Genomic DNA, 24,940 nt, shown 5'->3' on the forward strand with positions numbered 1-24,940 from the left:
ACCGCGGCGTATCCCGCCATGCCGCCACGCCCCACGTCTCCACAAGCGCCCGTGCAACCCGCTGGGCCGCACGAGGCCGCACTGCGGCAGCCGGCCACGCCGCAGTCCGTCGCGCCGTCCTCCGCGAACGGCCCGCACGCCGCCGTGCCAAATGCCCCCGCAGCGCCCCGGTCGCCTGCCGCACCGCCTTTCGCCGCCACGCCACCGCCGCCTGCCGCACCGCCCTTCGCCGCACCGCCGGCTACCGCACCGCCCTTCGGCGCTGCGCCACCGTCGGTCGCCACACCACCCTTCGCCGCCACGCCACCGTCGGCTGCCGCACCACCCTCCGTCGCTGCGCCACCGCCGGTCGCCGCACCACCCTCCGTCGCTGCGCCACCGCCGGTCGCCGCACCACCCTTCGCCGCCACGCCACCGCCGGTCGCTGCGCCACCGGGTCCGGCGCCGTATGCCGCCGCGCCTCCGAGTGCCGCGCCGTATGCCGCCGGTCGGCCGTCGGCTGCTGGCATTCCGCCGCATGCCGTCGCGGCCGGGTCGGGTGTGGGCGGATCTCCGAGCGCCGGTCCGTCGGGGCGTCCCGCCGACCATGCCGGGCTCGCCGAGCCGACCGCGATCGTGCCGTCGCTGCGCGACGCCGCCCCGCAGCGGACGGCCGCCTGGCCCGGTGAGCACGCGGAGGCTCGTCCGCACGGCCACCCGGGGGCCGCCGCGGATGCTTGGCGTGAGCCCGGAGCCGACCGCACCGGAGCCTGGGCCGCTGCCGCGCCGGCCGGGCGGGCCGATCTGGCCGGGCGGGCCGATCTGGCCGGGCGGGCCGATCTGGCCGGGCGGGCCGATCTGGCAGGGGCCTGGAGTGGGCCCGCTGACACCTGGTCCGGTCCGGCCGACGGTTGGTCGGGGTCGCGGGAGAACAACGGCTGGGGCGAGGAGCACGCCTGGACCGGCGCCAGCGACACCGGCGCGTGGGCCGACCGCAGCCCCGCCCGATCCGCGCCGACCTCCGCACCGGCCGCCGGCCCGCGCCAAGAAGCCGACATGCGCCAGGAAGCTGGCCCGCGCCAGGAAACCGGCCTGCGCCAGGGGGCCGACCCTCGTCAAGGTCGCGAGTTCGGCGGCGACCTGCGCCAGGACGGCCTGCGGCGGCCCGATGAGGGTGAGTTGCTTCCGCACAGCGACCTTCGGCGGGGTGACGGCGATCTGCCCCCGCTCGCCGATCGGCGGGACGGAGCGCAGCGGCGGCGGGGGGCTGAGCGGCGCGGTGCGGAGCAGTTGCCCGTGGCTGCTCAGGCGGCGGGGCAGGATCCGTCCGCCACCGCGGTGATCCGGACTGCTGATGCTCCTACCGGGCTGCTTCCCGCCGTACGGAAGAAGGATGATGCCAAGCCGGTGCGGCCCGCCGTGAAGGACAAGGGTGATGCCGTCGGGGCTGCTTCCGTGGCCGCGGCAGCGGCGGCGGCCCGGGACGGCGGTGGTGACGAGCCGGCGGAGGAGACGAAGCCGAAGCGCGGCGAGAAGGTTGTCAAGCTGCGCCCCGAGCAGACCGGCGAGGGCTACAAGAGCGTGTATTCGGAGCTGACCCGGCCGACTCTCGGTTCGCGGATCCGGACCGGGGTCCGGGTGTCCGGCGAGCTGATGATCACGTTCGGCCTGATCGTGCTGTTGTTCGCCGGGTACGAGGTGTTCGGCAACTCGGCGAAGGTGGAGGACGAGCAGGACACCCTGGCCAACCAGCTGGACGAGCAGTGGAACGATCCGACGGTGGCGCCGAGTACGGGGCCGAGCAAGGCCGCGCCCGCCGCGCCGGGCAAGGATCTGGTGGGGCGGCTCTACATCCCGAAGCTGGGGATGAACTGGGTGGTGGTCGACGGCGTGGAGCCGCACGACATCCGGTACGCGCCCGGGCACTATCCGCAGTCGGCCAAGCCGGGCAAGATCGGTAACTTCTCCGTCGCCGGGCACCGCATCCGCAAGATCTTCTGGCGGCTGGACGAGTTGCACCCCGGCGATGTGATCGGGGTGGAGACGCGCAGCAACTGGTACGTCTACAAGGTCAGCAGCAGCGAGGTCGTGCGGCCCACCCAGATCGAGGTCGTGGCGCCCGTACCGGGTCAGCCGGGGAAGAAGCCGACGAAGGCGATGCTGACGCTGACGACGTGCAACCCGAAGTTCAACAACTATCAGCGGCTGATCGTGCACGCCGAGCTGGTGGAGACCGTCAAGCGGGACCCGAAGCTGCCCGACGCCGGCCGGCCCGCGGACATCAAGAAGAAGGCGTAGGAAAGTCCCGTGTACGCCTGGATCTGGCGCAAACTGCCCTTCGGCCTGTGGGGCAAGCTCACCGGCTCGCTCGTGCTGATCGCCACGGTCGGCGCGCTGCTCTGGTACGTCGTCTTCCCGTGGGCGACCCCGCTGCTGCCCTTCGACGACGTGCAGGTCGGCACGGGCACCGAGCAGCAGGGCCCCGACTCGGTGGTGCCCGGCGACGAGAGTGTGCTGGGGCCCGACGAGATCCCGTACGACCAGCACACGAACGACCCCGACCCGTCCGCGAGCCCCAGGTGACCGCCGTGCGCATCCTCGTGATCGACAACTACGACTCGTTCGTGTTCAACCTGGTCCAGTACCTCGGTCAGCTCGGCGCCGAGTGCGAAGTGCGGCGCAACGACGAAATCTCGGTCGCCGACGTCGGCGGCTTCGGCGCCGCGGGGGTCCTGCTCTCACCCGGACCGGGTACGCCCGAACGCGCCGGCATCACGATGGACGTCATCCGCGCGTACGCGGGAAAGCTTCCCCTCTTCGGCGTCTGCCTGGGCCACCAGGCGATCGGTGCGGCGTTCGGCGCGACGGTGACCCGTGCCCCGGAGTTGCTGCACGGCAAGACGTCGTCGGTGCAGCACAAGGGCGAGGGCGTGCTGGCCGGCCTCCCCGACCCGTTCACGGCGACGCGCTACCACTCGCTGGCGGTCGTGCCGGACACCCTGCCCGACGAGCTCGAGGTGACCGGCTGGACCGGGTCCGGCGTGGTCATGGCGATGCGGCACCGCACGCTGCCGATCGAGGGCGTCCAGTTCCACCCCGAGTCGGTGCTGACCGAGGGAGGCCACACCATGCTGGCGAACTGGCTGGCGGCGTGCGGGCTGCCGGAGGCCCGGGACCGCGCGCCGGAGCTGGCGGCCGAGGTCGAGACCCGCCGCCGCTCCGCGTTCGCCACCACGTAGCGAGGGGCCCGGCTCCGGCTAGTTGTTGCGGCCGAGGATGCCGCCGACGCCGGTGCCACCGGTGCCGCCTTCACTGCCCGGCGGCGTCGTGGTGCCGCCCGGGTCGGGCGTACCCGAGCCGTCCGGGTCCGGCACCTCCGCCGCGATGACGGTCAGCGTGATCTTCGTCGAGGACGAACGCTGCTGCTTGGGGCCGGGGGTCTGCTCGACGACCGTGCCGGGAACGCCGTCCTGGTTGGATTCTTCCCGCACGATGTTGGTGAAGCCGCGATCCTCCAGCCGGGCCTTGGCGACCTCGAAGGGCTGGCCCGTCACGTCCGGGATCTCGTGGAGGTTGCCGCGGGACACCTTCACGGTGATCGTCGTGCCGCGGTCGACCACCTTGCCCTCGTCCTCGACGGAGACCACGTCGCCCTCGTCGGCGATGTTGTCCACCCGGTCGACGTTGATCTTCAAGCCCCGGGCGGCCAGCGCGTCCCTGGCCGCGTCCTCCGAGCCGCCGACCAAGCCGGTCGGCACGCGGGAGGTCTCCGGGCTCTGGCACATCACCAGGGTGATGGTGCGGTCGACCGGAACCGTCTCGTTCGGCTGGGGGCTCTGGCTCTTGACCGTGTCCTTGCAGTCCTGGGTCTCCTCGGGCGTACCGAGCACGACCTTGGAGAAGCCGGCCGCGGTGAGCCTGTCCCGGGCGTCCTTCTCGGACAGGTTCGTGACCTTCGGCACGGCCGCCTGCTTGACCGGGTCGGGCGTGTCGTCCTTGTTGTTGGCCAGGGCGAGGCCGATGCCGAGGGCGATCACGGCGAGCACGCCGAGCGCCGCGAGGACGGCCATGACCCAGGAGGACGTCCTGCGCTCCTGCGGCGGCGGGCCGACCGGGCCCCGGGCCCCGGCGGGGATGGCGCGCGTGGTCGCGGTCGGCGCCTGGCGCATCGGGCCGCCGGTCATGGCCATGGTCTCGGCCTCGGTCATCACCGGGGTCGCCATGACGGGACGGCCGGAGACGGCGCGCAGGGCGTCCGCGCGCATCTCCTGCGCGCTCTGGTAGCGGTTGATCGGGTTCTTCGCCAGCGCCTTGAGGACGATCGCGTCGACGTCCGGCGGCACCTCGCGGACGATGTCGCTGGGCGCCTTCGGGTCCTCGCGGACGTGCTGGTACGCCACGCTCACCGGGCTGTCGCCGACGAAGGGCGGGTGTCCGACGAGGAGCTCGAAGAGCACGCAGCCGGCCGCGTACACGTCGGAGCGGGCGTCGACCGACTCGCCGCGGGCCTGCTCCGGGGAGAGGTACTGCGCCGTACCGATGACCGCACTGGTCTGTGTCATCGTCGTCGCGCCACTGGCCAGGGCCCGGGCGATGCCGAAGTCCATGACCTTGACCTGCCCGTTCTGCGTGATCATCACGTTGCCGGGCTTGATGTCGCGGTGGATGATCCCGTGCCGGTGGCTGAACTCGAGGGCGGCGCAGATGTCGGCGATGATCTCGAGGGCCTTGCGGGTCTGTAGTCGCTGCTCGGCCGCGAGCACCTCCTTGAGCGTCCGGCCGTTCACGAACTCCATGACGATGAACGGCTGACGCTCACCGGTCGACGAGGTCTCCTCGCCGGTGTCGTAGACGGCAACGATCGCCGGGTGGTTCAGGGCCGCCGAGTTCTGCGCCTCGCGCCGGAACCGCTCCTGGAAGGTGGCGTCGCGGGCGAGATCCGACCGCAGCATCTTGATGGCCACGTCGCGGCCGAGCCGGAGGTCGCGACCCCGGTGCACCTCGGCCATGCCGCCGTATCCGAGCAGCTCGCCGACCTGATACCTGCCACCCAGCAGGCGGGCCTGCGCCGTCATAACGTCTGTCGTCCTTCGGTCGCGGGGTTCGGGCTGTGCGGGGCGCCAGCCTGCTTCGTAAGACGGTACGACGACGACGCCGTGTACGGTTCGGTCGCGCCCATGGCGGTGTTGCCCTCCTTGAGGAGGAACGAGATCACGCCGGCGCAGAGCAGGACGAGCAGCGCCAGCACCACGGCCAGCACGATCAGGACCTGCCGCCCGCCCGAATTGTCGCTCTGCTTGCCGGGGGTCATCGCCGGGTGCTGCATCGGCGGGGCCGAGGGGTGCCGGTACGGCTGCTGCAGCGGCGGCACCGAGGCCGCGCCGCGCGCACCCTGGCCGCCGGACACGGGCCGGGGCACCGGCGGATACGGCGGCCGGGCCTGTCCGGCGTTCGGGTGCCCGGTGGGGCCGGACGTGGGCGCGCCGGAATGCGGCCGGTTGGCGACCGAGGGGCCGCCGGACTGCGGACGGTTCACGGCCGGTCCGCCGGACATCGGGCGTCCCTGCTGGCCGGCGCCGTTGACGGCCGGCTGATGCACCTGCGTGGTCAGCGACGACGCGGCCTGCCGCGCGACGGAGGCCATCGCGGACGCCGTGGGCCAGCGGGCGCCCGGGTCCTTGGCCATCGCCCGGTCGACGATCGCCCGGACCGCGGGCGGGATGTCGGCCGGCAGCGGGCGCGGCGAGTCGCGTACGTGCTTCATCGCGATCTCGATCGGCGTCGCACCGTCGAACGGCCGGTGCCCGGACAGGCACTGGTACGCGACCACGCCGAGCGCGTACACGTCGGAGGCGGCGGTGGCCACCGCCCCGGATGCCTGCTCGGGAGAGATGTAGGAGGCGGTGCCGAGGACCGAGCCGGCGACCGTGAGCTGGCCGACGAGCGCGGAACGGGCGATGCCGAAGTCGGTGAGGACCAGCGTGCCGTTCGGGCGTACGAGAAGGTTGCCCGGCTTGACGTCCCGGTGCACGATCCCGTTCGCGTGGGCGGCCTGCAACGCGTCCGCCGCCTGGGCCACGAGCGCCATGGTGCGCGCGGGGGTGAGGCGGCCGACCCGGCTGAGCGTGCGGGAGAGCGCGTCGCCCTCGACGTACTCCATCACCAGGAAGGCGAGCTGCTGGTCGCTGCCGTAGTCGTAGACGTCCACCACGCCGGGGTGGTTGATGGTCGCCATGGTCCGGGCCTCGCCGCGGAACCGCTCGGCGAACCCCGGCTCGTCCAGCAGGGCCGGCAACAGGATCTTGACCGCGACCGTACGGCCGAGCACCTCGTCGGTGCCGCGCCACACGTCGCCCATGCCGCCGCCGGCGATGCGCTCGTCCAGGCGGTACCGGCCACCGAGGGTCACCCCAGGGCTGATCATGTCAGTCCCCTCCCCCGCCGGCCGCGGCCTTCATGATCTTCCCGGCGATGCGGGCGGCTTCGGCGCTCGCGTGACCGCCGGACACGTTCTCCAGCATGACGCAGACCGCCGAGACGGGCTGTCCCTTGTCGTTGAACGCGAAGCCGACGAACCAGCCGTGCGGGTCGGCGCCCTCGGCGTTCTGCGCGGTGCCGGTCTTGCCGCCGACCTCGTACCCGTCGATCTGCGCCCGCTTGCCGGTGCCGTTCTCGACGACGCTGACCATCATCTCCTTGAGATCACCGGCCACCTTGCTGTCGATCGGCGTCCGCAGGGTCGTCGGGTCGGCGTTGTAGATCGGCCGGCGGTCCGGGCTGAGCTCCTGCTGCACCAGGTACGGGCGCATCTGACGGCCGCCGTTGGCGACGGTCGCGGCCATCAGCGCGCCCTGCACGGTGGTCATCCGGACTTCCCTCTGCCCGATCGACGACTGGGCGAGGGCGGCCTGGTCGATGCTGCCGTCCGCGTTCTGCATGGCGCCGGTGCGGCTCGCGGTGACCGGCAGGCCGCCGTCGCGGAGGCTGCCGATGGTGAGGTCCTCCTGCTCGAAGCCCCAGGCCTGGGCCTCCTTCTTGACCTTGTCGCCGCCCAGCTCGACGCCGAGGCGCGCGAAGCCGGTGTTGCAGCTGTCGGTCAGCGCCTCCTTGAGCGTCACCTTGCTCGACGGGCAGGTCTCCGCCTCGGCGTTGCGGATCGGGGCGCCGGAGCCCGGCGCGATGTACTCCGGGCCGGCCTGGATCTCGCTGCTCTGCGTGTAGCCGTTCTTCAGCGCCGCCGCCGCGATGATGACCTTCATCGTCGAGCCGGGCGGGTAGTTCTCGGACGTCGCCCGGTTGAGCAGCGGCTTGTCCTTGTCCTCGTTGAGCTTCTTGTACGCCGCCCCCGACACCTTGTCGTCGTGGCTGGCCAGCGGGTTCGGGTCGTAGCTGGGCATGGTCACCAGCGCCTGGATCGCACCCGTACGCGGGTCGATCGCGACCGCGGAACCCTTCTTCGCGCCGCGCTCGTTGTTCGTCAGCTGCTTCCAGGCGACTTCCTGCGCCTTCGGCTTGATCGAGAGCACGACGTTGCCGCCGGCCGGCTCCTCGCCGGTGAACATGGCGCTGATCCGGTCGGCGAAGAGCTTGTCGCTGGCGCCGGAGAGGAACTCGTCCTCGCTGCGCTCGATGCCGACCTCGGCGCCGCCTACCGGCTTGTAGCCGACGATCGGGGCGTACACCTGCTTCTCCGGGTAGACGCGGAGGAACTTGAGCTCGCCGTCGGTGGCCTTGCTCTCCGCCAGGGCCTGCCCACCGGCCTCGATGACGCCGCGGGGGATCTCGTACTCGGCGACCCGGACCCGGCCGTTGCGGTCGGTCGTGCGGTATTCGTCGCCCTTGTACGCCTGAACCCAGTTGAGGTTGGCGAAGAGCAGCCCGAACAGGACGAGGATGACCACGCCGGCCTTGCGCAGGGGAGCGTTCACGGCTTGATCACCTCCGTCATGGCGCCGTGCAACTGTGCGGGTGGCTGCTTGGGGCCGCCGGCCTGCACCGCCGGCCCGCCCGTCGCGGGTTTGCGGCCCGCGTCGGAGATCCGCAGCAGCATGGCGACGAGCAGCCAGTTCGCCATGAGCGACGAGCCACCGGCGGACAGGAACGGCGTGGTCTGCCCGGTCAGCGGGATCAGGCCCGTGATGCCACCCAGGATGACGAAGACCTGCAACCCCAGGGTGAAGGCCAGGCCGCCGGCGACCAGCTTGCCGAACGAATCGCGTACGGCCAGCGCCGCGCGCAGCCCCCGCTCGACGATGAGCAGGTAGCACACGAGCAGCGCGGACAGGCCGAAGAGGCCGATCTCCTCGCCGAGGCCGGCGAAGATGAAGTCGGTGCGCACCTCGGGCACGATCCAGGGCGAGCCTCCACCCGGCCCCGAACCGAACAGGCCGCCCGTGCCCAGGCCGAGCAGGCCCTGGACGAGCTGGTAGCTGCCGCCGAACTCCCGGTTGTAGAACTTGTCGGCGAACGGGTCGAGCCAGACCGAGGCGCGGTCGTAGAAGTTGGCGAACGGGCCGCCCACCGAGGCGCCCAGCAGGTACGCCACGTAGACGCCGCCGAAGAACATGAGCAGGCCGATGATCAGCCAGCTGGCACGCTCGGTGGCGACGTACAGGGTCACGACGAAGAGGCCGAAGTAGAGCAGCGCCGTACCGAGGTCCTTCTCGAAGACGAGGACCAGCAGTGAGAGCAGCCACACCGTGACGACCGGGCCGAGGTCCCGGCCGCGGGGGAAGTCGATGCCGAGGAACCGGCGGCTGGCCAGCGACAGCACCTCGCGCTTGCGAACCAGGTAGTACGCGAAGAACGACACCAGCGCCAACTTCGCGAACTCACCCGGCTGGATCGAGAAGGAGCCGATCCGGATCCACAGGCGGGCGCCGTTGACCTCGGAGATCGATGCCGGCAGGACCGCCGGGATCATCACCAGGACGATACCGACCAGGCCCAGCGTGTACGCATACCGCGAGACGGTCTTGTGGTCGCGGACGATCACCAGCAGCAGCGCCGCCAGGATCAGCGCGAAGAGCGTCCACATGAGCTGCCGGCCGCCCACCGCACCGAAGATCCCGGGGATGGGCTCCTTGCGGGCGATGGCGCGTTCGAGGTCCATGCGCCGCAGGAAGGCGACGCCCAGGCCGTTGATCAGTGCGACCGCGGGGATCAGCACCGGGTCCGCGTATACCGCCCGGAAGCGGACGACCAGGTGGAGCCCGACGAACAGAACGGTCAGCAGCGCCGCCGGAACCCAGAACGACGAGGACAGCTTGTCGAGCTGGTTGATCTCCGCCGTGGCGCCGAAGAGGGCCACGATCACCATCGCGAACAGGAGCAGACCCAGCTCCGCGTTGCGTCCCGTCCTCGTGCCCGGGACGCGCGGCATCTCACCCGTGGTGGCGGGTGTGGGAGCCGGGAGGGCGGGCGCGGTCAAGAAGAGTCCCCAGACTTCGGTCGGGCGGCGCTCAGTCGACGGGCCGGCACCCGACCGGGTCGCTGGTGACCGGCGGGTTCGGGTCCGAAGGCTGGGCGTCCGGCGTGGAGGCGGGCGCGGTTTCGGGCGCCCGGGAGGCGGTGCCCCGGGTGGGGGGCGTCGTCTTCCCGGAGGGCGGTGTGGTCCGCCCGGTCGGCGGAGTCGTGGGACCGGTCGGCCCGGCGGACGGCGGCGCGCTGCTGGGCGCGCACACCGGCTTGAGGTTGGGGTTGGACGCGTCCTCGCTGGTCAGCTCGAGCAACCGGCGCTGGGCGTCGGTCCTGCTGTCGGCGTGGATGCCCTGCTTGACCCGGTCCTGCGCGACCGTGGTCAGATCGTCGAGGCGTGCGGCGCTGGTCTCGTTGACGCTCGACAGGTCGAGGCCGGCGATCTGGCCCGGCACGCCGCGGAAGATGGCCAGCTGGCCCTGCTCCGTGGCGCCGACGTAATACTGATCCTGGGTGTACTTCCAGCCGCTCCACAGGCCGCCGCCGAGCACGGCGAGGAGCAGCAGGACGAGGAGGCTGGTGCGGACCGGGTGCCGCTTGGGCGGCGGCTCCGGGTCCTCGCGCTCGTAGGCGGGCCCCTCGGGCTGGGCCGGGCGCGGAGGTGCCTGCAGGGCCGCCGCACGGGCCGCCGCGCTGGAACTGTCCGCCACGGTCGAGTTGCCGCGGTCGCGGGCGGCCGCGCCGCCGACGATCGGTGCCTGCTCGACGATGTCCGCGTCGGTGGCGTCGGCGACCACCACGGTGATGTTGTCCGGACCGCCGCCGCGGAGCGCCAGCTGCACGAGCCGTTCCACGCACACCTGCGGGTCCGGGATGTCCCGCATGCTCTCGCCGATGGTTTCCGCACTCACCACACCGGAGAGACCGTCGCTGCAGATCAGGTAACGGTCGCCCTTGAGCACCTGGCGTACCGAATACTCCGGGTCGATGTCGCGGCCGTCGAGGGCGCGGGTGAGCAGCGACCGCTGCGGGTGGCTGCTCGCCTCCTCCGGGCTGATCCGGCCCTCGTCGACGAGCATCTGAACGTACGTGTCGTCCTTGGTGATCTGCGAGAACTCTCCGTGGCGAAGCATGTACGCGCGGGAGTCCCCGATGTGCACCATGCCGATCTTGCTGCCGGAGAAGAGCACCGCGGTCAGGGTCGTACCCATCCCCTCCAGGTGGGGATTGGCGTCCACGGTGTCCCGCAACTGCTGATTGGCCGTCCCGACGGCGTGCCGCAAGGCGTCCACGAGCGCATCGCCCGGCACGTCCTCGTCGAGCGGCGCCATGGCGGCGATGACGATATTGCTGGCGACGTCACCGGCGGCCATGCCGCCCATGCCGTCGGCGACGGCAAGCAGCCGCGGTCCGGCGTAGACGGAATCCTGGTTTCCGTCTCGGATCAGACCGCGGTCACTCTGGGCGGCGTAGCGCAGGGTCAGGGTCATGGCCGTAACTCGAGAGAAGTGCGGCCGATCCGGATCGGCACGCCAAGGGGGACGGGAGTAGGTCCGGAGACCTTACCGCGATCGAGATAGGTGCCGTTCGTCGAGCCGAGATCCTCGACGAACCACTGGCCGTCACGCGGCACGAGCCGGGCGTGCCGCGCCGACGCGAAGTCATCGGTGATGACCAGCGTCGAATCCTCAGCACGCCCTATGGTGATCTGTGCCTCACCGAGAGTGATCCGGGTGCCGGCCAGCTGACCGGCCGTCACGACGAGCTGCCGCGCCGACTTGCCGCGCTTCGCCTTCGCCGGCCGGCCAGGAGCCATCACCCCGCCGACCCCGCGAGGCGTGGCGACGATGCTCTTGGACCGGACGCCGGCGAAAAGATCCTTCCGGATGACCCCGACCACCGTGAACACGAAGATCCACAGCAGGATGAGGAACCCGAAGCGGGCGACGGTGAGGACGAATTCGGGCAAGGTGCTTAGCCGTCCACTCGGAACGTCAACGTGGTCGTACCCAGCTGGATCATGTCGCCCGGGTTCAGCGCCACGGCGGACACGCGCTGGCCGTTGACCATGGTTCCGTTGGTCGAACCGAGATCGGTCAGCACCACCTGGCTGCCGTCGTAGTCCAGCCGGGCGTGGCGGCGCGAGATGCCGACATCCGGCAGCCGCAGATTCGCCTGATCGCCGCGGCCGATCACGGTCGAGCCCATCTGCAGCGGGTACGTGCGCCCGTCGCCGGACACCAGGCCGACGTTGCGCCCGTTGTGCCCGTGCTGCTGATAGCCGCCCGGCTGCTGGTCGTACGGCGAATAGGCGGGCTGGGCGTCGTACGCCGGCTGCTGCACCGGGGCGACCTCGCCGCCGGTGTACACCTCCGCCGTGACCCGGAACATGCCCGTGTCGAGCCCGTCGCCCCGCTCGATCTCCACGATCACATCGCCGTAGACCGTCCAGGCCTGCTCGCCGATGAACTCCGCCTGCGACTGGGCCAGCTCCTGGGCCAGCGCGGCGGCATACGGCGCCAGCCTGCTGTGGTCGTACGGCGAGAGATCGATCACGTAGCGATTCGGCACGAGAGTCCGGCCACCGGCGAGGATAGCCTTGTGTGCCTCGGCCTCCCGCTGCATGGCATTCAGAATCTCCACCGGGTGCACGACACCCTTGAACACCTTCGCGAAGGCCCCCTCGACCAGGCCTTCCAATCGCTTCTCAAAGCGCTGCAGCACGCTCACCGGCTCCTCCTCGGGTTCCGAGGACATGATGGTATCCGGCCGCCGCTTGTGCATCTCTGCGACGAGCGGCCGGTCGCTCCTGACCCTCGTATGGCGGCCCTCGACGCCGTGCTAATCTTCCCTGGCGTCAAGGGCAGTACCTGCTCGCGATGTAACGAGGGACAGCGTAATCTGTTCCGGCTAACGCAGTGCCACGGGGATGTGGCGGAATGGCAGACGCGCACGGTTCAGGTCCGTGTGTCCGAAAGGACGTGGGGGTTCAACTCCCCCCATCCCCACGAGCGACCAGGCGACCTCTGCCCGCGGACAGCGCGGGGCAGGGGTCGCTCTTTCTTTCTGCTCCGGGGGCCGAGCCCCCGGAGACCCCGCGTTGCGGTGGGCACCCCAGGAGAGTCGGTTGCCCTCAAACCGGGCGTGGCGGTGGGCACCCCAGGGGTGATGGTTACCGTCGAACCTGGGCGTGGCGGTGAGTCAGCTCGGGCGTGGCGGTAGGTCGGCTCGGGCGTGGCGGGTGGGGCGGCGCTCTTGCCTGGGCTGAGAGGGCTGTGGGATCGGGCGTTATGCTCGCGGTCGGTTTTTTTGGTGTCGAGGGGTCTGGGGTGTTCGCTCGTGGCCGTTGCTCTGGTAACCGGATCGGGTGGTCTCATCGGGTCGGAGGCGGTGCGGCACTTTGCCGGGCTGGGGCTCGACGTGGTCGGGATCGACAACGACATGCGGCAGGAGTTCTTCGGGGCGGAGGCCTCGACCGCGTGGAACGTGCAGCGGCTGAGCTCTGAGCTGGGGTCGGCGTACGAGCACCACGGGGTCGACATCCGGGACCGGGACGCGGTCGGGCGGATCTTCAAGCGGTACGGCAAGGACATCGCCGTCGTGATCCACACCGCGGCGCAGCCGTCGCACGACTGGGCCGTACGGGACCCGTACACGGACTTCGACGTGAATGCCGGCGGCACGCTCACGATGCTGCAGAACACCCGCGAGCACTGCATCGAGGCGCCGTTCCTGCACTGCTCCACCAACAAGGTGTACGGCGACACCCCCAACCGGCTGCCGCTCGTCGAGCAGGAGACGCGCTGGGAGCTCGATCCCGCGCACCCCTACTACGACGGCATCACCGAGGACATGTCGATCGACAACTGCCTGCACTCGATCTTCGGCGCGTCCAAGGTCGCGGCGGACGTCATGGCGCAGGAGTACGGCCGCTACTTCGGGATGAAGACGGCGATCTTCCGCGGCGGCACGCTCACCGGCCCGGCCCACTCCGCGACCGAACTGCACGGCTTCCTCGGGTACGTGATGCGCGCGAACATGGAACGGCGCACGTACCGGATCTTCGGTTACAAGGGCAAGCAGGTCCGCGACGCGATCCACAGCCACGACGTGCTGAGCGCGTTCGAGGCCTTCTTCCGCAACCCCGGCTCGGCGAAGGTCTACAACCTCGGCGGCGGACGCCACTCGAACTGCTCCAACCTCGAGGCGTTCGCGATCGCGGCGAAGATCAGCGGCACCGAGATGATCACCGAGTACGTGGACGAGAACCGCGTCGGCGACCACCAGTGGTGGATCGGCTCGATGGCCGCCTTCCAGGCCGACTACCCGGAGTGGAAGCAGGTATACGACGTGCCGATGATCCTCCAGGAGATCTACGAGGCCAACGTCGACAAGTGGGTCCCCGCGTCATGATCGACCAGGGCAAGCGCAACGTGCTCGGCGTGCTGGTCGACGCCGTCGACTACGACGCGGCGACCGAGAGGATCATCGAGGCGGCCCGCGAGCGCCGGCCGTACGCGGTGACCGCCCTGGCCGTGCACGGCGTGATGACCGGCGTCCAGGACAAGGCACACAACGCCCGGCTGAACTCGTTCGACCTGGTGACGCCCGACGGTCAGCCCGTACGCGGAGCATTGAACCTGGTCCACCACGCCGGCCTGACCGACCGGGTCTACGGCCCGGAGCTGACGCTGCGGGTTCTGCGCCAGGCGGCGGCCGAGGGCCTGCCGGTCTACCTGTACGGGTCGACCCAGCCGACGCTCGACAAGCTGATCCCGGCGCTGGAGCGGATGTTCCCGGCGCTGAAGATCGCCGGCGTCGAGGCGTCCAAGTTCCGCGCGAACCACCCCGGCGAGGACGTGGAGATCGCCGACCGGATCAAGGCCTCCGGCGCGCGCCTCGTCCTGGTCGGCCTGGGCTGCCCCCGGCAGGAGATCTGGGCGTACGCGATGCGCCCGCACCTGGACATGCCGCTGCTCGCCGTCGGGGCGGCCTTCGACTACCACGCGGGCCTGCTCAAGAACCCGCCGCCGTGGATGCAGAAGTACTCGCTCGAGTGGCTGTGGCGCCTCGGGCTCGAGCCCAAGCGGCTGTGGAAGCGCTACGTGCTGCTGAACCCCGCCTACGTCTCCCGCCTCGTCGCGCAGAAGACGGGCCTGTGGAAGGCGAAGCCGCCGGCGCCGACGAGCGAGCCGGTCCGTACGTTCGCGGTCTGACCGTCCGGTGGTGCCGGAACCCCGCCGTGTCGAGCGGGGTCCCGGCCGACCTCCCCAGGTCGAGCCCGTCATCCCGGCAAGCGGCGCACGTCGTGACAAAAAAGATCGATGCACCGGGACGTCTGGCACCCGACATTAGGACACTCGTCACGATCACAACAGAGGGCATTGTCCGCTTCGCCCATTGGAATGAGTGCATGCCGTAGCCGGGTGCAAGCGTCGAGTCACCGCCCCCACCCCTACGGGTCACCGCTCCGGTGATATCCCGGTTCTGCGGGTTGCGTCATTGGTGAAGGCTGTCGATGTGAACACCACGACGGACCTCATCCTCATCGGCGCTCTCGCCGCGGTCTGGCTCACCGCCGGGCTGCTCGCCGATGCGCTTCCGGTCGCCCGTACGGCCCGGGAGCTCCGGCGCCGCGCCCGGGCGCTGTCCGCGCTGGTCGGTGCGGGCGTCGCGGTGTTCCTCGCCGTGCCGCTGCTGACCAGCCTGCTTCCCGGCGAGTCCGCGGCCTCCACCGCCGCCCTGCTCGCGTCCATCCCTGCCCTCGTGGTGGTAACGGTGACAGCGCGCCGGCTGACCCAGATCCGCCGCGGTGCCGCCGCCTTCGCCACCGCCCCGCTCGCCCCGGCACCGCCCGCGCTGGTGGCCGCGGCCGCGCACCCGCTGGTCGCCACGCCGCTGCAGGTGACCGGGCTGGCCGCGCTCGCGGGCGTACCCATCGCCGCCGGCCTCATCGAGGTGCCGGGCGCGAGCGTCGCGGGCATCGTCATCACCGTGACCGCGGTCGTGGTGCTGGCCCTGGCCGTCCGGCACGTGGTCCGGCACAGCCGCCTGAACCTCGCGGTGCTGGCTCCCCTCACCCGCGGACGCCTCCGCGCCCGCCCGGCGGCGGTGTCCCGCTCCGAGGCGTACGTGATGCTCCCCGAGGAGCCGACGGCTCCCGCGAAGCCCGCCACCCACGAGGTCGACCTGGCGGCGTAACACTCACGCCCACCGCCGGACCGGGACTGCCCGGACCGGGCTGCCGGACCCTGCCGGACCGGGCTGCCGGACCGGGGCGGAGCCGGTGGACCGCCGCCGCCACGGCGGCCCACCGGGCCGGGCGCACTTACTGGCGCTTGGCTTCCTGGACGTAGAGCAGCTCGAGGATCGACCGGGCCGCCTCGAACCACCGGTCCAGCCACTCCGACGGCGGCATGGTGCCGCGGGCCGGCAACTCCAGCAGCAGGCCGCGGAGCAGCGGGTGGTCCGCCATCGACTGCGACGGCGCGGCGTCGACCCAGCCGCCCGACGGGAACACCGGCTCGGTGAGGCCCTGCATGTCGAGGGACGGCAGCTTCGCCGCCCGGTCCAGCGCACTGGTCGGCTCGATCGGGGTACGGGTCGGCAGCCCCGACGAGGACAGGCTCGGGCCGCTGCCCCGCGCCACCAGCTCGCCGTCCTCCGAAGCCAGCGCCTCCCGCCGGTTCTGCCGGTACGCGCTCACGCCGCCGCTGAACCGGTCCTGTGCCGTCGAGGACCCGTTGCCCAGGTTGTCGGAACCAATCGTCATCTGATCTCGCCTTGCCTCGCTCGTTGAGTTGGCTCTGCCCGCACCGTCACGCGAGGGGGACGGTCAGCCGTACGGGCAAACAGCGGTACGCCGGCGCGGTCCGGCCCGCGCTTAAGGCGTTCAACGAGGAGAGTCCCCACCGAGCGACGGCGCAAATCAGCCGAAATGTGACCGGCAGAGCGGCAGGCGAGGCGACTGCCGCCGAGGCAACCGCCGGGGGCGACCTGCCGGCGGGGCAACTGTCGGCGGGGCGACGGGATGCAGGACGGCCGCCGTCGGGGTCGGCGGCGGCCGTCGGGTCTTGCCTCGTGCGTAGGCGGCGGCGTCCTAGAGGTCGAACTCGCCGTCCTTGGCACCGCCCACGAACGCGTCCCACTCGTCGACGGTGAAGATCAGGGCAGGTCCCGTCGGGTTCTTCGAGTCACGGACCGCGATGGCCTCGTCCACGAACGCCACCTCGACGCAGTTGTCGCAGTTGGGGCCGCTGCGCGTGCTCTTGAACCACTGAGCGCGGCTCAGATCGATCCGGAAACCCTTGGTCTCGACTTCCACAATGGCTCCTCTGCCAGCATTTTGATCATGTCACTGGACTCCTCGGGTGAGAGGGCCGTCGCCCGGATGGTGTCGAAGATGGAGTTGTACTTGCGGAGTTCGTCGGTCTTCTCCAGGAACAGCCCGCCGGTGGCGTTCTCGGCGAACACCACATTCGGGTCCTCGGCATCGGGAAAGTCGAGGATCGCGAATGTGCCGTCCATGCCGGCATGGGCTCCCGCCGCGAACGGCAGGATCTGGAGAGTGACGTTCGGCAGCTGGGTCATCTCGGCCAATCGGAGTAATTGATCTCTCATGACCTCGTCGCCGCCGACCGGCCGGCTCAGCACCGCCTCATCGAGCACCACCCAAAGATCGATCGGATCGTCCTGAATCAATAACGCTTGGCGAGCCATGCGGACTCGTACCCGTTGCTCTATTTCTCGGTCGGTGTCACCCAGTCGAGCGGCCCGAATCATCGCAATTGCGTACTTGTCGGTCTGCAGAAGTCCGGGCACCACCTGCTGCTCGTACGCCCGGATGGATTTCGCGGCGGCCTCCAGCCCCACATAGGCCCCGGTGAGAACCGTGCTGAACGGGTGCCACCACCCCTTTTGTCGCGCTTCGCGCGCAATCTGGACTAATTCGTCGGAGGCTGCCCCAGCCACGCCGTAAATGTCCAACATGTCCTTTACATCGCGCGGGGTGGCGCTCGTGTGCCCGGTCTCGATCCTGGACACTTTGGACGGTGAGCAACCGAGGCGTTCGGCCGCCGCGTCTATCGTCACGCCGGCGGCGTCACGGTATCTGCGCAGCTCAGCGCCGAGTCGACGGCGGCGGATGGTGGGGCTGCGGCGCGGATTCACGCGTACCTCCGGGGGTGCGGCGGAACGGCGAGATGCTCCGCCGTACGGCGTTTGTCGGTTCCAGTGTCTCTGGTGATCTCTTGATCCTTCAAGCGTCGACAGTGATCACTTGGTCACGGACGGCTGACGTGCAACTTGCATCGATGGTGGGTGTGGTGCAATCTTTCGGTATGGCGGACGTCACTTAGTGTTCCGTTCAGCGTTGCTCAGCCCGACACCACATCGACGTGATGCTGAATGTGGAGTCGGCTCCAACCGAATGTCCTGCGTGGACTGTGAAGTCGCGGGGCCCTGGCGGGGGCCGACGGCGGCGTTATGGCTTTGTTGCGAGGATTGGCATCTTCGTAGCCTTGCGATGACGCACGAGCCGGGCACACTGGAACATCTGTGTACTGTGCGGCAAATCGGTTTTGCCCCGAGACTTTTTTCAGGACAGGAGTTGACGTGCTTCCTCGGTCCGGCGATGTCATCCATGTGACGAAGGCGGCGAGCGTCCAATTCTCATCGCCGATGATTTTCCGCGTGATCCGGGTCCATGACTGGCCGACGTACGACGGCTGGATCTGGCTGGATGGCTACGAACTCAACACCGCGGGTGACGCCGTCGAACGCCGGTCCATCTTCGTGCAGGTCAGCGGCCTGCGCCAGGTCGGCAAGGCGCCGGACCCGCGCACCCGCAACGGCCGCCAGCCGGGCATGACGACGGGCTCGATCCCGGTCCGCGCCTTCCGCGCCAACCGCTGACCGACCCGCCCGTCGCCGCACGCTGGGCAGCCCAGCCGCACGTCGAGCAGCCCAGCCGCAGGTTGAGCAGCCCAGCGCACGCCCAACCCGGCCCAGCCGCACGCCCAACCCGGCCCAACCCGGCCCAGCCCGCCGCAACGCCCAGCCCGCCGCACGCCCAGCCCCAGGCCGCCGCATGCTGCGTCCGACCCGTCCGCACACGGTTCCCGAACCATCCGCCGGACGATGCCTAACCTCGCACGACGGGCATCACCACGGCCGTGCCGCCCATCCCGGCCCGGCCGCACCACCCGGGCGTCACGCCCGCCCCGGCCGCCGACCACGGCCGGTCCGCTCGCCGCTCGATCCGGCCGTCAGTCCTCGTCCGCTCCCCCGGACGTCGGGGCCGGCGTCGTCGGCGTGGGAGCGGTCGTGGTCGGCTCCGCGGCGATGATCAGGTTCACGATCGTGTCGCCCGGGACCTGCTGGCCCTCGCTCGGATCGCTGCCGATCACCGTTCCCGGAGGTGCTTCCGTGCTGGCCACATAGCGCAGGCGGTAGTTCAGCCCCTTGCGGTTGAGCGCCGCACGGGCCTCGTCCAGCGACAGCCCGCGCAGCGCCGGGATCGCAACGTCGGTCGGTGAACTCACCGGCGCGCTGGAGGGCGCGGTCGTCGTCGGCGCGGTCGTGGGCGCCTCGGTGGTCGGCTGCGTCGTCGGCGCCGGAGCCGCCGAGGTCGTGGCCACGGGCGCGGGCGTCTCGTCGTCCTCCCCGGACGTCGACTGCAGGATCAGGTAGACCCCCCAGCTCAGCACGCCCAGCAGGAGCAGCGCCACGATCCCCACCACGATCGGCGTCCACCATCGGCCGCGGGGCTCGTCGGCCGGCACCGCGGCCCAGTCCGTACGCGTGGCATCGTCGCCGGGCCGCGGCGGACGCACCCCGGCGCGGCCCGCCCAGACCTGGTCGTCGTCGGCCCAGTTGTCCGTGGGCCGCACCGGCGGCTGGACCGCGGTCGGGTCGGCCCGGCCGGTCACCCTGGTCGCGTCGTCGACCGGCGACACCAATTCCGTACGGTCGGAGCCGGCCGCCGGCAGCATTTCCGTGCGGTCCGCCGGCAGCATTTCCGTGCGGTCCGCCGGCAGCATTTCCGTACGGTCGGAGCCGGCGGGTGTGGCCGGCATCCGGCGGGTGGCGTCGGGCTCGTCGTCCCCCGTCCGGGGACGCCCGTTCGGGTGTCTTTCGTCCCCGCCGGAGGAATCCTCGCGGAACGGGAAGTACTCGCCGGTGTCGTCGGACATCGCCGCACCCTCCCGCTCGCCTCGGACGTCAACGGTCAACTTAGCCAATCTTGAAGGATGCTCTCATCGATTCGCAGGCATGGTCCCTCCCGGCTACAGTGCCCCGCATGGCCGCGAAGGGCTGGACAGCACGGGTAGCAACCGCGGCCGGGGTGGCCGCGGGGACCGGTGCCGCCCAGCTCGGGCTCGGCTACGGCCTCGGCGTGGTGGTCTGGCCCGCCGGCATCGCCGACGACGACAGCGTCTGGCTGGGCAGCCTCGGCTGGGCGACCTGGATCGCCGCGAGCGCGACCGTCTTCGGCGCGGTCGTCGCGGCGCGGCTCGGCCGGCCGCTGGGCGGACCCTGGCGCTTCGCGCTGGCGGCCTCCGCGGCGGTCGGCGCCCTGCTGACGGTCGCGCTGATCGCGCTTCCGGCCCGGGCTGCCGTACGCGCGGACACGTTCTCGCCCGAGACGGTGGCGGGCGGATACGCGGTGATCGGCGTCCTGCTCGGCCTCGCGATCGCGTACTGGGCGGTGGTGTCACGCCCGGTGGCCGCCAACCTCATCGCCACCGCCGGCTGGCTCTGGGCCCTCGCCGTGGCCGCGATCGTGGCGGACGTCTTCTGGCACCGCCCCACGGCGACCTACCTCTCGAGCTGGCAGTTCGCCGCGGCCGACGGCGGCACCCACGGCACGATCCACTGGCCCAGCGCGCTGCTCACCCTGCTGGCGGCCTTCGTCATCGGCGTGCTCGGCGCCGCACCGTCCGCCCGCCGCGGCGACCTCGGAGCGGGCGCGGCCACCTCCGGGGCGGTGGGCCCCCTGCTGGTGGCGGCGGCCTTCTTCGTGCTCGCCCCGAAGCTGACGCCGGCCCTGGGTGCGCTCGGCTCGGCCTACCTGATCGCCCCGTACGCGGTGCTGGCCGGCCTCGCGGGCTCGGCAGCAACGATCGCCCTGGCCCAACAGCGAGCCACCCGCCGAGCAACTCGCGCAGCCACCCCGCAGTCAGACGCGTCCCCATCAAGCGGCCCTCCATCCGGGGGCTCGCCGTCAGGGGGCTCGCGGTCGGGCGGATCGCAAGTGAGCGGGTCGCAATCGGGCGGGAGCGGGGTGGGCGAATCCGTCGCGGTGCCGGCGCCTCGTGTTCCGCGGGCTTCGAGCAGCCCGGATACCGCGACCCGGGCCGGCGTTGTAGCCGCCGAGGCACCCGCGGAGGGCGAGTCGTCCGCCGGTCGGCAGCGGCCGTCGTTGTTCCGGCGCATGCGACGCGGCCGGGACGCGGCCGCCCCGCCCGTCGACCCGAGTTCCGTGGCAACGGGCAGGGCCCAGGCACCCGCGCCGGCCCGCTCCGCGCCACCAGCTCCGCCGGCGCCCTCTCAAGGGCCAGCCCCTCAGCCGTCGCAGCGCCAGGCTTCCGCGCCGCAGTCACCCCCGCGCCAGACGTCCGCGCCGCAGTCATTACCCCGGCAGGCCTCCGCGCCGCAGTCACCACCCCGGCAGGCCTCCGCGCCCCAGCCACCACCACGGCCGTCGTCGGCGCCTCAGCGGGAGACCGTGGCGCGACCGCCCGCCAACCCGGCCGTGGCGAAGATCAACCCAGTGGCAGAGGGCACTGCGTCTGGGCAGCCGAAGGCCTCGCCAGTCCAGAAGACCGCCTCAGCACAGAAGGCCGCGCCAGCCGATAGAGCCGCGCCGGCCAAAGCGGCGCCGGCTGAGAAAACCGCCCCAGGCGACAAGCCCGCGTCGCCCCAGAAGGCCGCGCCGGCCAAGAAGGCCGCGCCGCGGAAGGCTCCCGCCAGGCCGGCCCAGCCCACGAAGCCGGCCGGACCGACCGATGCGACCGGGACCAGCCCGTCCGCCGGGGCGGGCCCGCAGTCGAAGACCGCGCCGCCGGCCAGGACGTCGGAGCCGCCCCGGGCCGGGCAGGGGAAGGCCGGGCAGGACCCCGCCTAGTCGACGGGCCAGGTGTGTACCGGTTCGTTCGTCTGCTGGTGGGCGCTGTAGCGGAGCAGCATGTCGTGCAGGGCGGCGTACCGGTCCAGGCCCCGGTCGTGTTCGGCGCGCCACACCGCCTCGGTCTGCCAGGTGGCGCCGTTGCGGCCGGTGCGGCAGCGTTCGTCGATGATGCCGAGCAGGCGGTCTCGGTGGTGCGCGTCGACGCCGAACTTGGTCAAGCCCTGGTGTGCCTTGGGGAGGAGGACGTCGCGGACGAGGTCGGTCACGGGGCTCTCACCCGTACCCGGCCAGAAGATTGTGGTTTCTATGCCTCTGCGGGCCGCGGCGTGGAAGTTGTCCTCGGCCACCGCGAAGGTGAGCCGGCTCCAGATCGGGCGTTCCTCCTCCGCGAGCTGGCGGGTCAGCCCGAAGTAGAAGGCGGCGTTGGCCAGCATGTCGACGACGGTCGGCCCGGCCGGCAGCACCCTGTTCTCGACGCGGAGGTGCGGACGGCCGCCCATCACGTCGTAGACCGGGCGGTTCCAGCGGTAGACAGTGCCGTTGTGCAGGCGCAACTCGCCCAGGCGCGGCACCCCGCCCCGTTGCAGGACCTCGACCGGATCCTCGTCGTCCATGATGGGCAGCAGCGGCGGAAAGTAGCGGACATTCTCCTCGAAAAGGTCGAAGACCGAGGTGATCCAGCGTTCGCCGAACCACACCCGCGGGCGTACGCCCTGAGCCTTGAGCTCGTCGGGCCGGGTGTCGGTCGCCTGCTCGAACAGCGCGATCCGGGTCTCCGCCCACAGCTGCCGGCCGTGCAGGTACGGCGAGTTCGCGCCCACCGCCACCTGGATCGCCGCCACCGCCTGTGAGGCGTTCCAGTACGCGGCGAACTTCTCCGGCGGCACCTGCATGTGGAACTGCACGCTGGTGCACGCCGCCTCGGGCGCGATGGAGTCGGTGGTCGTACGCAGCCGCTCGACGCCACGGATGTCCACGCTGAAGTGTTCGCCGCGCGCCCCGACCATCTGATCGTTGAGGGCGCGGTAGCGCTCGTTCGCCGAGAGGTTGGCGAGCACGAGATGGTCGGGCTTGAGGGTGGGCAGGCTTCCGATGAGCACGATCGTGGCGTCGGACTTGCCGGCCCGGTTCTCCGCGCGTCCGAGGCTGGCCAGCAGATCCTGCTCGTAGTCCTGGAAGCCGTCGCCGCAGATCAGCCGGGGTCGGGCGTTCAGCTCCAGATTGAACTGACCCAGTTCGGTCTGGAACATGGGGTCTGCGAGGTTTGCGAGGATCTCCGCATTGCGCATGGCCGGCTCGGCGTCGGCGTCCATCAGGTTCAGTTCGATCTCCAGCCCGGTCATCCGGCTGTCGGTGTCGAACATCACCGGACCGGCCGGATCCGGGTTCAGCGGGCCCGCCGAGCCGGCCGGATCCGGGTTCAGCGGGCCCGCCGAGCCGGGCCGGTCGATCGCGGGGTCCTCGCGGCGGTCGAGCATCAACGCCAGGACGTCCAGACAACGCCGGACCTTCTGCCGATAGCGGACCCGGTCCTCGTTGGAGAAAACGGCAACGGACAGGTCCTTACCCATCGATCCTCCTGGCACGTTCGCGTGACGCTCTCACGTTAAGTGGACCCGGTAACCGTGGCCAGGGACGAAACGGACACACATCAGCGCTCGGTGAGGGCGCGGCAGCGCTCGGTCCACCATCGCACTCCGGCGTTCGCATCGCCAGCGGGTGGGCGAGGACCGGCCGGACGGGGGAAGGCGCTGGCCGGAGCGGTCGAGCGGCCGCCGGAGGGCGGCGCGGTGGGCACGCGAGCGGCGGCGCAGGGAACAAATGGGGTGAAGCTCGCGAGCCGGCACCGGCAAGCGCGGCAGAGCCGAGGTGGGCGACCCGGGACGTGCGAGAGGCGCCACCCCGGGTCGGGTGGCGCCTCTCGCGGGCGTACTCCGATCAGGCCTGGCGGATGGCCTCGCCCTCGATCTCGATCTTGACCTTCTTGCCGATCATGACGCCGCCGGACTCGAGCGCCATGTTGTAGGTGAGGCCCCAGTCCTCGCGGTCGATCTCGGTGCTCGCGCTGAAACCGAAGACCTGCTGACCGTACGGGCTGACGGTCGCACCCTCGAACTCGACGAGGAGCTCGACGGGCTTGGTGACGTCCTTGATGGTGAGCTCGCCGTCGAGCACGAACTCGTTGCCGTCGAACGACTTGATGCCGGTGCTGCGGAACTCGATGGTCGGGTACTTCTCGGCCTCGAAGAAGTCGCCGGTGCGCAGGTGGTTGTCGCGGTCCGCCTGGCCGGTCTGCACGCTGGCGGTCTGGATCGTGGCGGAGACCGAGGACTCGAGCGGGTTCTCGCCGACGGTGATGGTCGCGGTGGCCTCGGCGAAGTTGCCGCGCACCTTGCTGACCATGAGGTGGCGCACCATGAAGCCGACCCGCTTGTGCGCGGCGTCGAGCTCGTAGGTGCCGGCGGCCGGGATCTGGAGACCCTGGAATTCGCGGGTACCAGTGGCGGCGGAGTCGGTCATGACGTGTCCTCTCGAAGCGGTGCCAGTAGTTGTCTGACGGAGCAACTATATCCCAGGCAATATTCCCCGTGTCAAGAGTTCGCTGGTATCGTGGGTGCCGTGGGAACCAACTTCGACGACCCCCGATTCACCGCCATCGGCCTGTTCATGGAGGCCTACACCGGCCTGACCAACCGGTTCGCCGCCCAGTTCGAGCAGCACAGACTCTCCCCGGTCGAGTTCGAGGTGCTGATGCGGCTGGCCCGTTCGCCGAACAACCGGCTCCGGATGACGGACCTCGCCGGGCAGACCTCGCTGTCCACGAGCGGCGTCACCCGCGTCGTCGACCGCATGGACCGCGAGGGCCTGATCCGGCGCGAGGCGTGTGCGAGCGACCGCCGCAGCTCGTACGCGGTGATCACCCCGGCCGGAATCCAGCGCCTCGAGGAAATCCTGCCGGGTCACCTGGACCTGATGCAACGGTGGTTCATCGGACAACTGTCCCCGCAGCAGCTCGACCAACTGATGGAATCTCTGCGCCTGATCCGCGACGCGGTGAACCCGTGCGCCACCGCGGGCACCGACGAGTCGTTGCCCGGGCCGGCCGCGCCCACCCGCTGACCGCCGCCGGATCACGGGCGAGCTCCGCGAGGGCAGGCGCCGCAGCGTTGAGTGACGGGCGACCGGCTCTACGTAAACGCTTGCGGAGATGTAGCACCACTACTGGGTGAGCGACCGGCAGAACTACCGGCAGAACCGGATCCGCCGTGGGTCGAATCCGGCCTATCCCCCCATATCCCCAGGCCTGGCTGGCTAGGGTGATCTCCGCAGGGGGACGCGGCGCGGCCGAGGCCGAGGCGGGGCAAACGGGGGTGCCATCGTTCTCGCCGCGTAACCGGGGCGTTGTGACGACCG

At 70.9% G+C, this 24,940-nt stretch carries 22 protein-coding genes and 1 tRNA gene; 10 read left to right on the forward strand and 13 right to left on the reverse strand.

Annotated features, from left to right (window positions below):
• Positions 1-540 precede the first annotated feature (540 nt).
• The 3 genes from CLV70_RS23030 to CLV70_RS23040 are packed head-to-tail and all read left to right on the forward strand — an operon-like array spanning position 541 to position 3,218.
• The gene (locus CLV70_RS23030; RefSeq protein ID WP_245908402.1) at positions 541-2,277 is read left to right on the forward strand and encodes a class E sortase; all 1,737 of its coding nucleotides are present in this window, start codon (positions 541-543) and stop codon (positions 2,275-2,277) included.
• Between the two features lie 9 nt (positions 2,278-2,286).
• The gene (locus tag CLV70_RS23035; RefSeq protein WP_106128666.1) at positions 2,287-2,562 is read left to right on the forward strand and encodes a hypothetical protein; all 276 of its coding nucleotides are present in this window, start codon (positions 2,287-2,289) and stop codon (positions 2,560-2,562) included.
• Positions 2,563-2,567: 5 nt separating this feature from the next.
• Entirely contained in the window at positions 2,568-3,218 is a 651-nt protein-coding gene (locus tag CLV70_RS23040; RefSeq protein WP_106128831.1) for an aminodeoxychorismate/anthranilate synthase component II, read from the forward strand.
• 18 nt (positions 3,219-3,236) lie between these two features.
• On the opposite strand, the gene pknB is transcribed toward CLV70_RS23040, so the two are convergent.
• The 7 genes from pknB to CLV70_RS23075 are packed head-to-tail and all read right to left on the reverse strand — an operon-like array spanning position 3,237 to position 12,153.
• Positions 3,237-5,054, reverse strand: coding sequence for a Stk1 family PASTA domain-containing Ser/Thr kinase (gene pknB / locus CLV70_RS23045; RefSeq protein WP_106128667.1), 1,818 nt, complete (start codon positions 5,052-5,054; stop codon positions 3,237-3,239).
• On the reverse strand, positions 5,051-6,403 hold the full coding sequence (locus CLV70_RS23050; protein WP_106128668.1) for a serine/threonine-protein kinase: 1,353 nt from the start codon (positions 6,401-6,403) through the stop codon (positions 5,051-5,053). Before CLV70_RS23050 ends, pknB begins: the two co-directional genes overlap by 4 nt.
• Before the next feature lies 1 nt (position 6,404).
• Positions 6,405-7,907, reverse strand: a complete 1,503-nt coding sequence (locus CLV70_RS23055) for a peptidoglycan D,D-transpeptidase FtsI family protein (RefSeq protein ID WP_106128669.1) — start codon at positions 7,905-7,907, stop codon at positions 6,405-6,407.
• Entirely contained in the window at positions 7,904-9,409 is a 1,506-nt protein-coding gene (locus tag CLV70_RS23060; protein WP_106128670.1) for an FtsW/RodA/SpoVE family cell cycle protein, read from the reverse strand. The genes CLV70_RS23055 and CLV70_RS23060 overlap by 4 nt, the downstream gene beginning before the upstream one ends.
• A 31-nt stretch (positions 9,410-9,440) precedes the next feature.
• Positions 9,441-10,886: a PP2C family protein-serine/threonine phosphatase gene (locus CLV70_RS23065; protein ID WP_106128671.1), complete on the reverse strand. Its 1,446-nt coding sequence runs from the start codon at positions 10,884-10,886 to the stop codon at positions 9,441-9,443.
• On the reverse strand, positions 10,883-11,365 hold the full coding sequence (locus CLV70_RS23070; RefSeq protein ID WP_106128672.1) for an FHA domain-containing protein FhaB/FipA: 483 nt from the start codon (positions 11,363-11,365) through the stop codon (positions 10,883-10,885). The genes CLV70_RS23065 and CLV70_RS23070 overlap by 4 nt, the downstream gene beginning before the upstream one ends.
• 5 nt (positions 11,366-11,370) lie before the next feature.
• Positions 11,371-12,153: an FHA domain-containing protein gene (locus CLV70_RS23075; protein WP_106128832.1), complete on the reverse strand. Its 783-nt coding sequence runs from the start codon at positions 12,151-12,153 to the stop codon at positions 11,371-11,373.
• A 168-nt stretch (positions 12,154-12,321) separates the two neighbouring features.
• Between CLV70_RS23075 and CLV70_RS23080 the strand changes: the two genes are divergently transcribed.
• The 4 genes from CLV70_RS23080 to CLV70_RS23095 all read left to right on the forward strand — a co-directional run bounded on the left by CLV70_RS23080 (position 12,322) and on the right by CLV70_RS23095 (position 15,597).
• Positions 12,322-12,404 (forward strand) — tRNA-Leu (locus tag CLV70_RS23080).
• A gap of 331 nt (positions 12,405-12,735) precedes the next feature.
• Entirely contained in the window at positions 12,736-13,809 is a 1,074-nt protein-coding gene (locus tag CLV70_RS23085) for an NAD-dependent epimerase/dehydratase family protein (protein ID WP_106128673.1), read from the forward strand.
• Positions 13,806-14,612: a WecB/TagA/CpsF family glycosyltransferase gene (locus tag CLV70_RS23090; protein WP_106128833.1), complete on the forward strand. Its 807-nt coding sequence runs from the start codon at positions 13,806-13,808 to the stop codon at positions 14,610-14,612. Before CLV70_RS23085 ends, CLV70_RS23090 begins: the two co-directional genes overlap by 4 nt.
• Before the next feature lie 304 nt (positions 14,613-14,916).
• On the forward strand, positions 14,917-15,597 hold the full coding sequence (locus CLV70_RS23095; protein ID WP_245908403.1) for a hypothetical protein: 681 nt from the start codon (positions 14,917-14,919) through the stop codon (positions 15,595-15,597).
• A 127-nt stretch (positions 15,598-15,724) separates the two neighbouring features.
• Here the strand turns inward: CLV70_RS23095 and CLV70_RS23100 are convergent, their stop codons facing one another.
• The 3 genes from CLV70_RS23100 to CLV70_RS23110 form a co-directional block, all read right to left on the reverse strand.
• Entirely contained in the window at positions 15,725-16,168 is a 444-nt protein-coding gene (locus tag CLV70_RS23100) for a hypothetical protein (protein WP_106128675.1), read from the reverse strand.
• Positions 16,169-16,495: 327 nt separating this feature from the next.
• Positions 16,496-16,720 carry a DUF397 domain-containing protein gene (locus CLV70_RS23105; protein WP_106128676.1) on the reverse strand — a complete coding sequence of 75 codons (225 nt, stop codon included), beginning with the start codon at positions 16,718-16,720 and terminating at the stop codon, positions 16,496-16,498.
• Complete coding sequence (locus tag CLV70_RS23110) at positions 16,684-17,565, reverse strand: helix-turn-helix domain-containing protein (protein ID WP_106128677.1); 882 nt, start codon at positions 17,563-17,565, stop codon at positions 16,684-16,686. Before CLV70_RS23110 ends, CLV70_RS23105 begins: the two co-directional genes overlap by 37 nt.
• A 444-nt stretch (positions 17,566-18,009) precedes the next feature.
• Between CLV70_RS23110 and CLV70_RS23115 the strand changes: the two genes are divergently transcribed.
• Positions 18,010-18,309: a hypothetical protein gene (locus tag CLV70_RS23115; RefSeq protein WP_106128678.1), complete on the forward strand. Its 300-nt coding sequence runs from the start codon at positions 18,010-18,012 to the stop codon at positions 18,307-18,309.
• A 353-nt stretch (positions 18,310-18,662) separates the two neighbouring features.
• On the opposite strand, the gene CLV70_RS23120 is transcribed toward CLV70_RS23115, so the two are convergent.
• Complete coding sequence (locus CLV70_RS23120) at positions 18,663-19,589, reverse strand: PASTA domain-containing protein (protein ID WP_106128679.1); 927 nt, start codon at positions 19,587-19,589, stop codon at positions 18,663-18,665.
• 107 nt (positions 19,590-19,696) lie between these two features.
• On the opposite strand from CLV70_RS23120, the gene CLV70_RS23125 reads away from it, so the two are divergent.
• The gene (locus tag CLV70_RS23125) at positions 19,697-21,523 is read left to right on the forward strand and encodes a DUF2339 domain-containing protein (RefSeq protein WP_211303848.1); all 1,827 of its coding nucleotides are present in this window, start codon (positions 19,697-19,699) and stop codon (positions 21,521-21,523) included.
• Here the strand turns inward: CLV70_RS23125 and CLV70_RS23130 are convergent.
• Positions 21,520-23,097, reverse strand: a complete 1,578-nt coding sequence (locus tag CLV70_RS23130) for a glutamate-cysteine ligase family protein (RefSeq protein WP_342750400.1) — start codon at positions 23,095-23,097, stop codon at positions 21,520-21,522. The two genes, CLV70_RS23125 and CLV70_RS23130, sit on opposite strands and share 4 nt — an antisense overlap.
• Positions 23,098-23,464: 367 nt before the next feature.
• Positions 23,465-24,046 carry a YceI family protein gene (locus tag CLV70_RS23135; RefSeq protein ID WP_106128680.1) on the reverse strand — a complete coding sequence of 194 codons (582 nt, stop codon included), beginning with the start codon at positions 24,044-24,046 and terminating at the stop codon, positions 23,465-23,467.
• A 147-nt stretch (positions 24,047-24,193) separates the two neighbouring features.
• Between CLV70_RS23135 and CLV70_RS23140 the strand changes: the two genes are divergently transcribed.
• Positions 24,194-24,646 (forward strand): MarR family winged helix-turn-helix transcriptional regulator, encoded by a 453-nt coding sequence (locus CLV70_RS23140; RefSeq protein WP_425440207.1) that lies wholly within the window; start codon positions 24,194-24,196, stop codon positions 24,644-24,646.
• The last annotated feature ends 294 nt before the right edge of the window (positions 24,647-24,940 follow it).

Source organism: Pseudosporangium ferrugineum (genome assembly GCF_003002065.1).
Lineage (GTDB): Bacteria > Actinomycetota > Actinomycetes > Mycobacteriales > Micromonosporaceae > Actinoplanes > Actinoplanes ferrugineus_A.

Coding starts and splice junctions, on each gene's coding strand:
- pknB (WP_106128667.1), bottom strand. CDS start 5,054: ATGACGGCGCAGGCCCGCCTGCTGGGTGGCAGGTATCAGGTCGGCGAG.
- CLV70_RS23050 (WP_106128668.1), bottom strand. CDS start 6,403: ATGATCAGCCCTGGGGTGACCCTCGGTGGCCGGTACCGCCTGGACGAG.
- CLV70_RS23065 (WP_106128671.1), bottom strand. CDS start 10,886: ATGACCCTGACCCTGCGCTACGCCGCCCAGAGTGACCGCGGTCTGATC.
- CLV70_RS23075 (WP_106128832.1), bottom strand. CDS start 12,153: ATGTCCTCGGAACCCGAGGAGGAGCCGGTGAGCGTGCTGCAGCGCTTT.
- CLV70_RS23090 (WP_106128833.1), top strand. CDS start 13,806: ATGATCGACCAGGGCAAGCGCAACGTGCTCGGCGTGCTGGTCGACGCC.
- CLV70_RS23100 (WP_106128675.1), bottom strand. CDS start 16,168: ATGACGATTGGTTCCGACAACCTGGGCAACGGGTCCTCGACGGCACAG.
- CLV70_RS23120 (WP_106128679.1), bottom strand. CDS start 19,589: ATGTCCGACGACACCGGCGAGTACTTCCCGTTCCGCGAGGATTCCTCC.
- CLV70_RS23125 (WP_211303848.1), top strand. CDS start 19,697: ATGGCCGCGAAGGGCTGGACAGCACGGGTAGCAACCGCGGCCGGGGTG.
- CLV70_RS23130 (WP_342750400.1), bottom strand. CDS start 23,097: ATGGGTAAGGACCTGTCCGTTGCCGTTTTCTCCAACGAGGACCGGGTC.
- CLV70_RS23135 (WP_106128680.1), bottom strand. CDS start 24,046: ATGACCGACTCCGCCGCCACTGGTACCCGCGAATTCCAGGGTCTCCAG.
- CLV70_RS23140 (WP_425440207.1), top strand. CDS start 24,194: ATGGAGGCCTACACCGGCCTGACCAACCGGTTCGCCGCCCAGTTCGAG.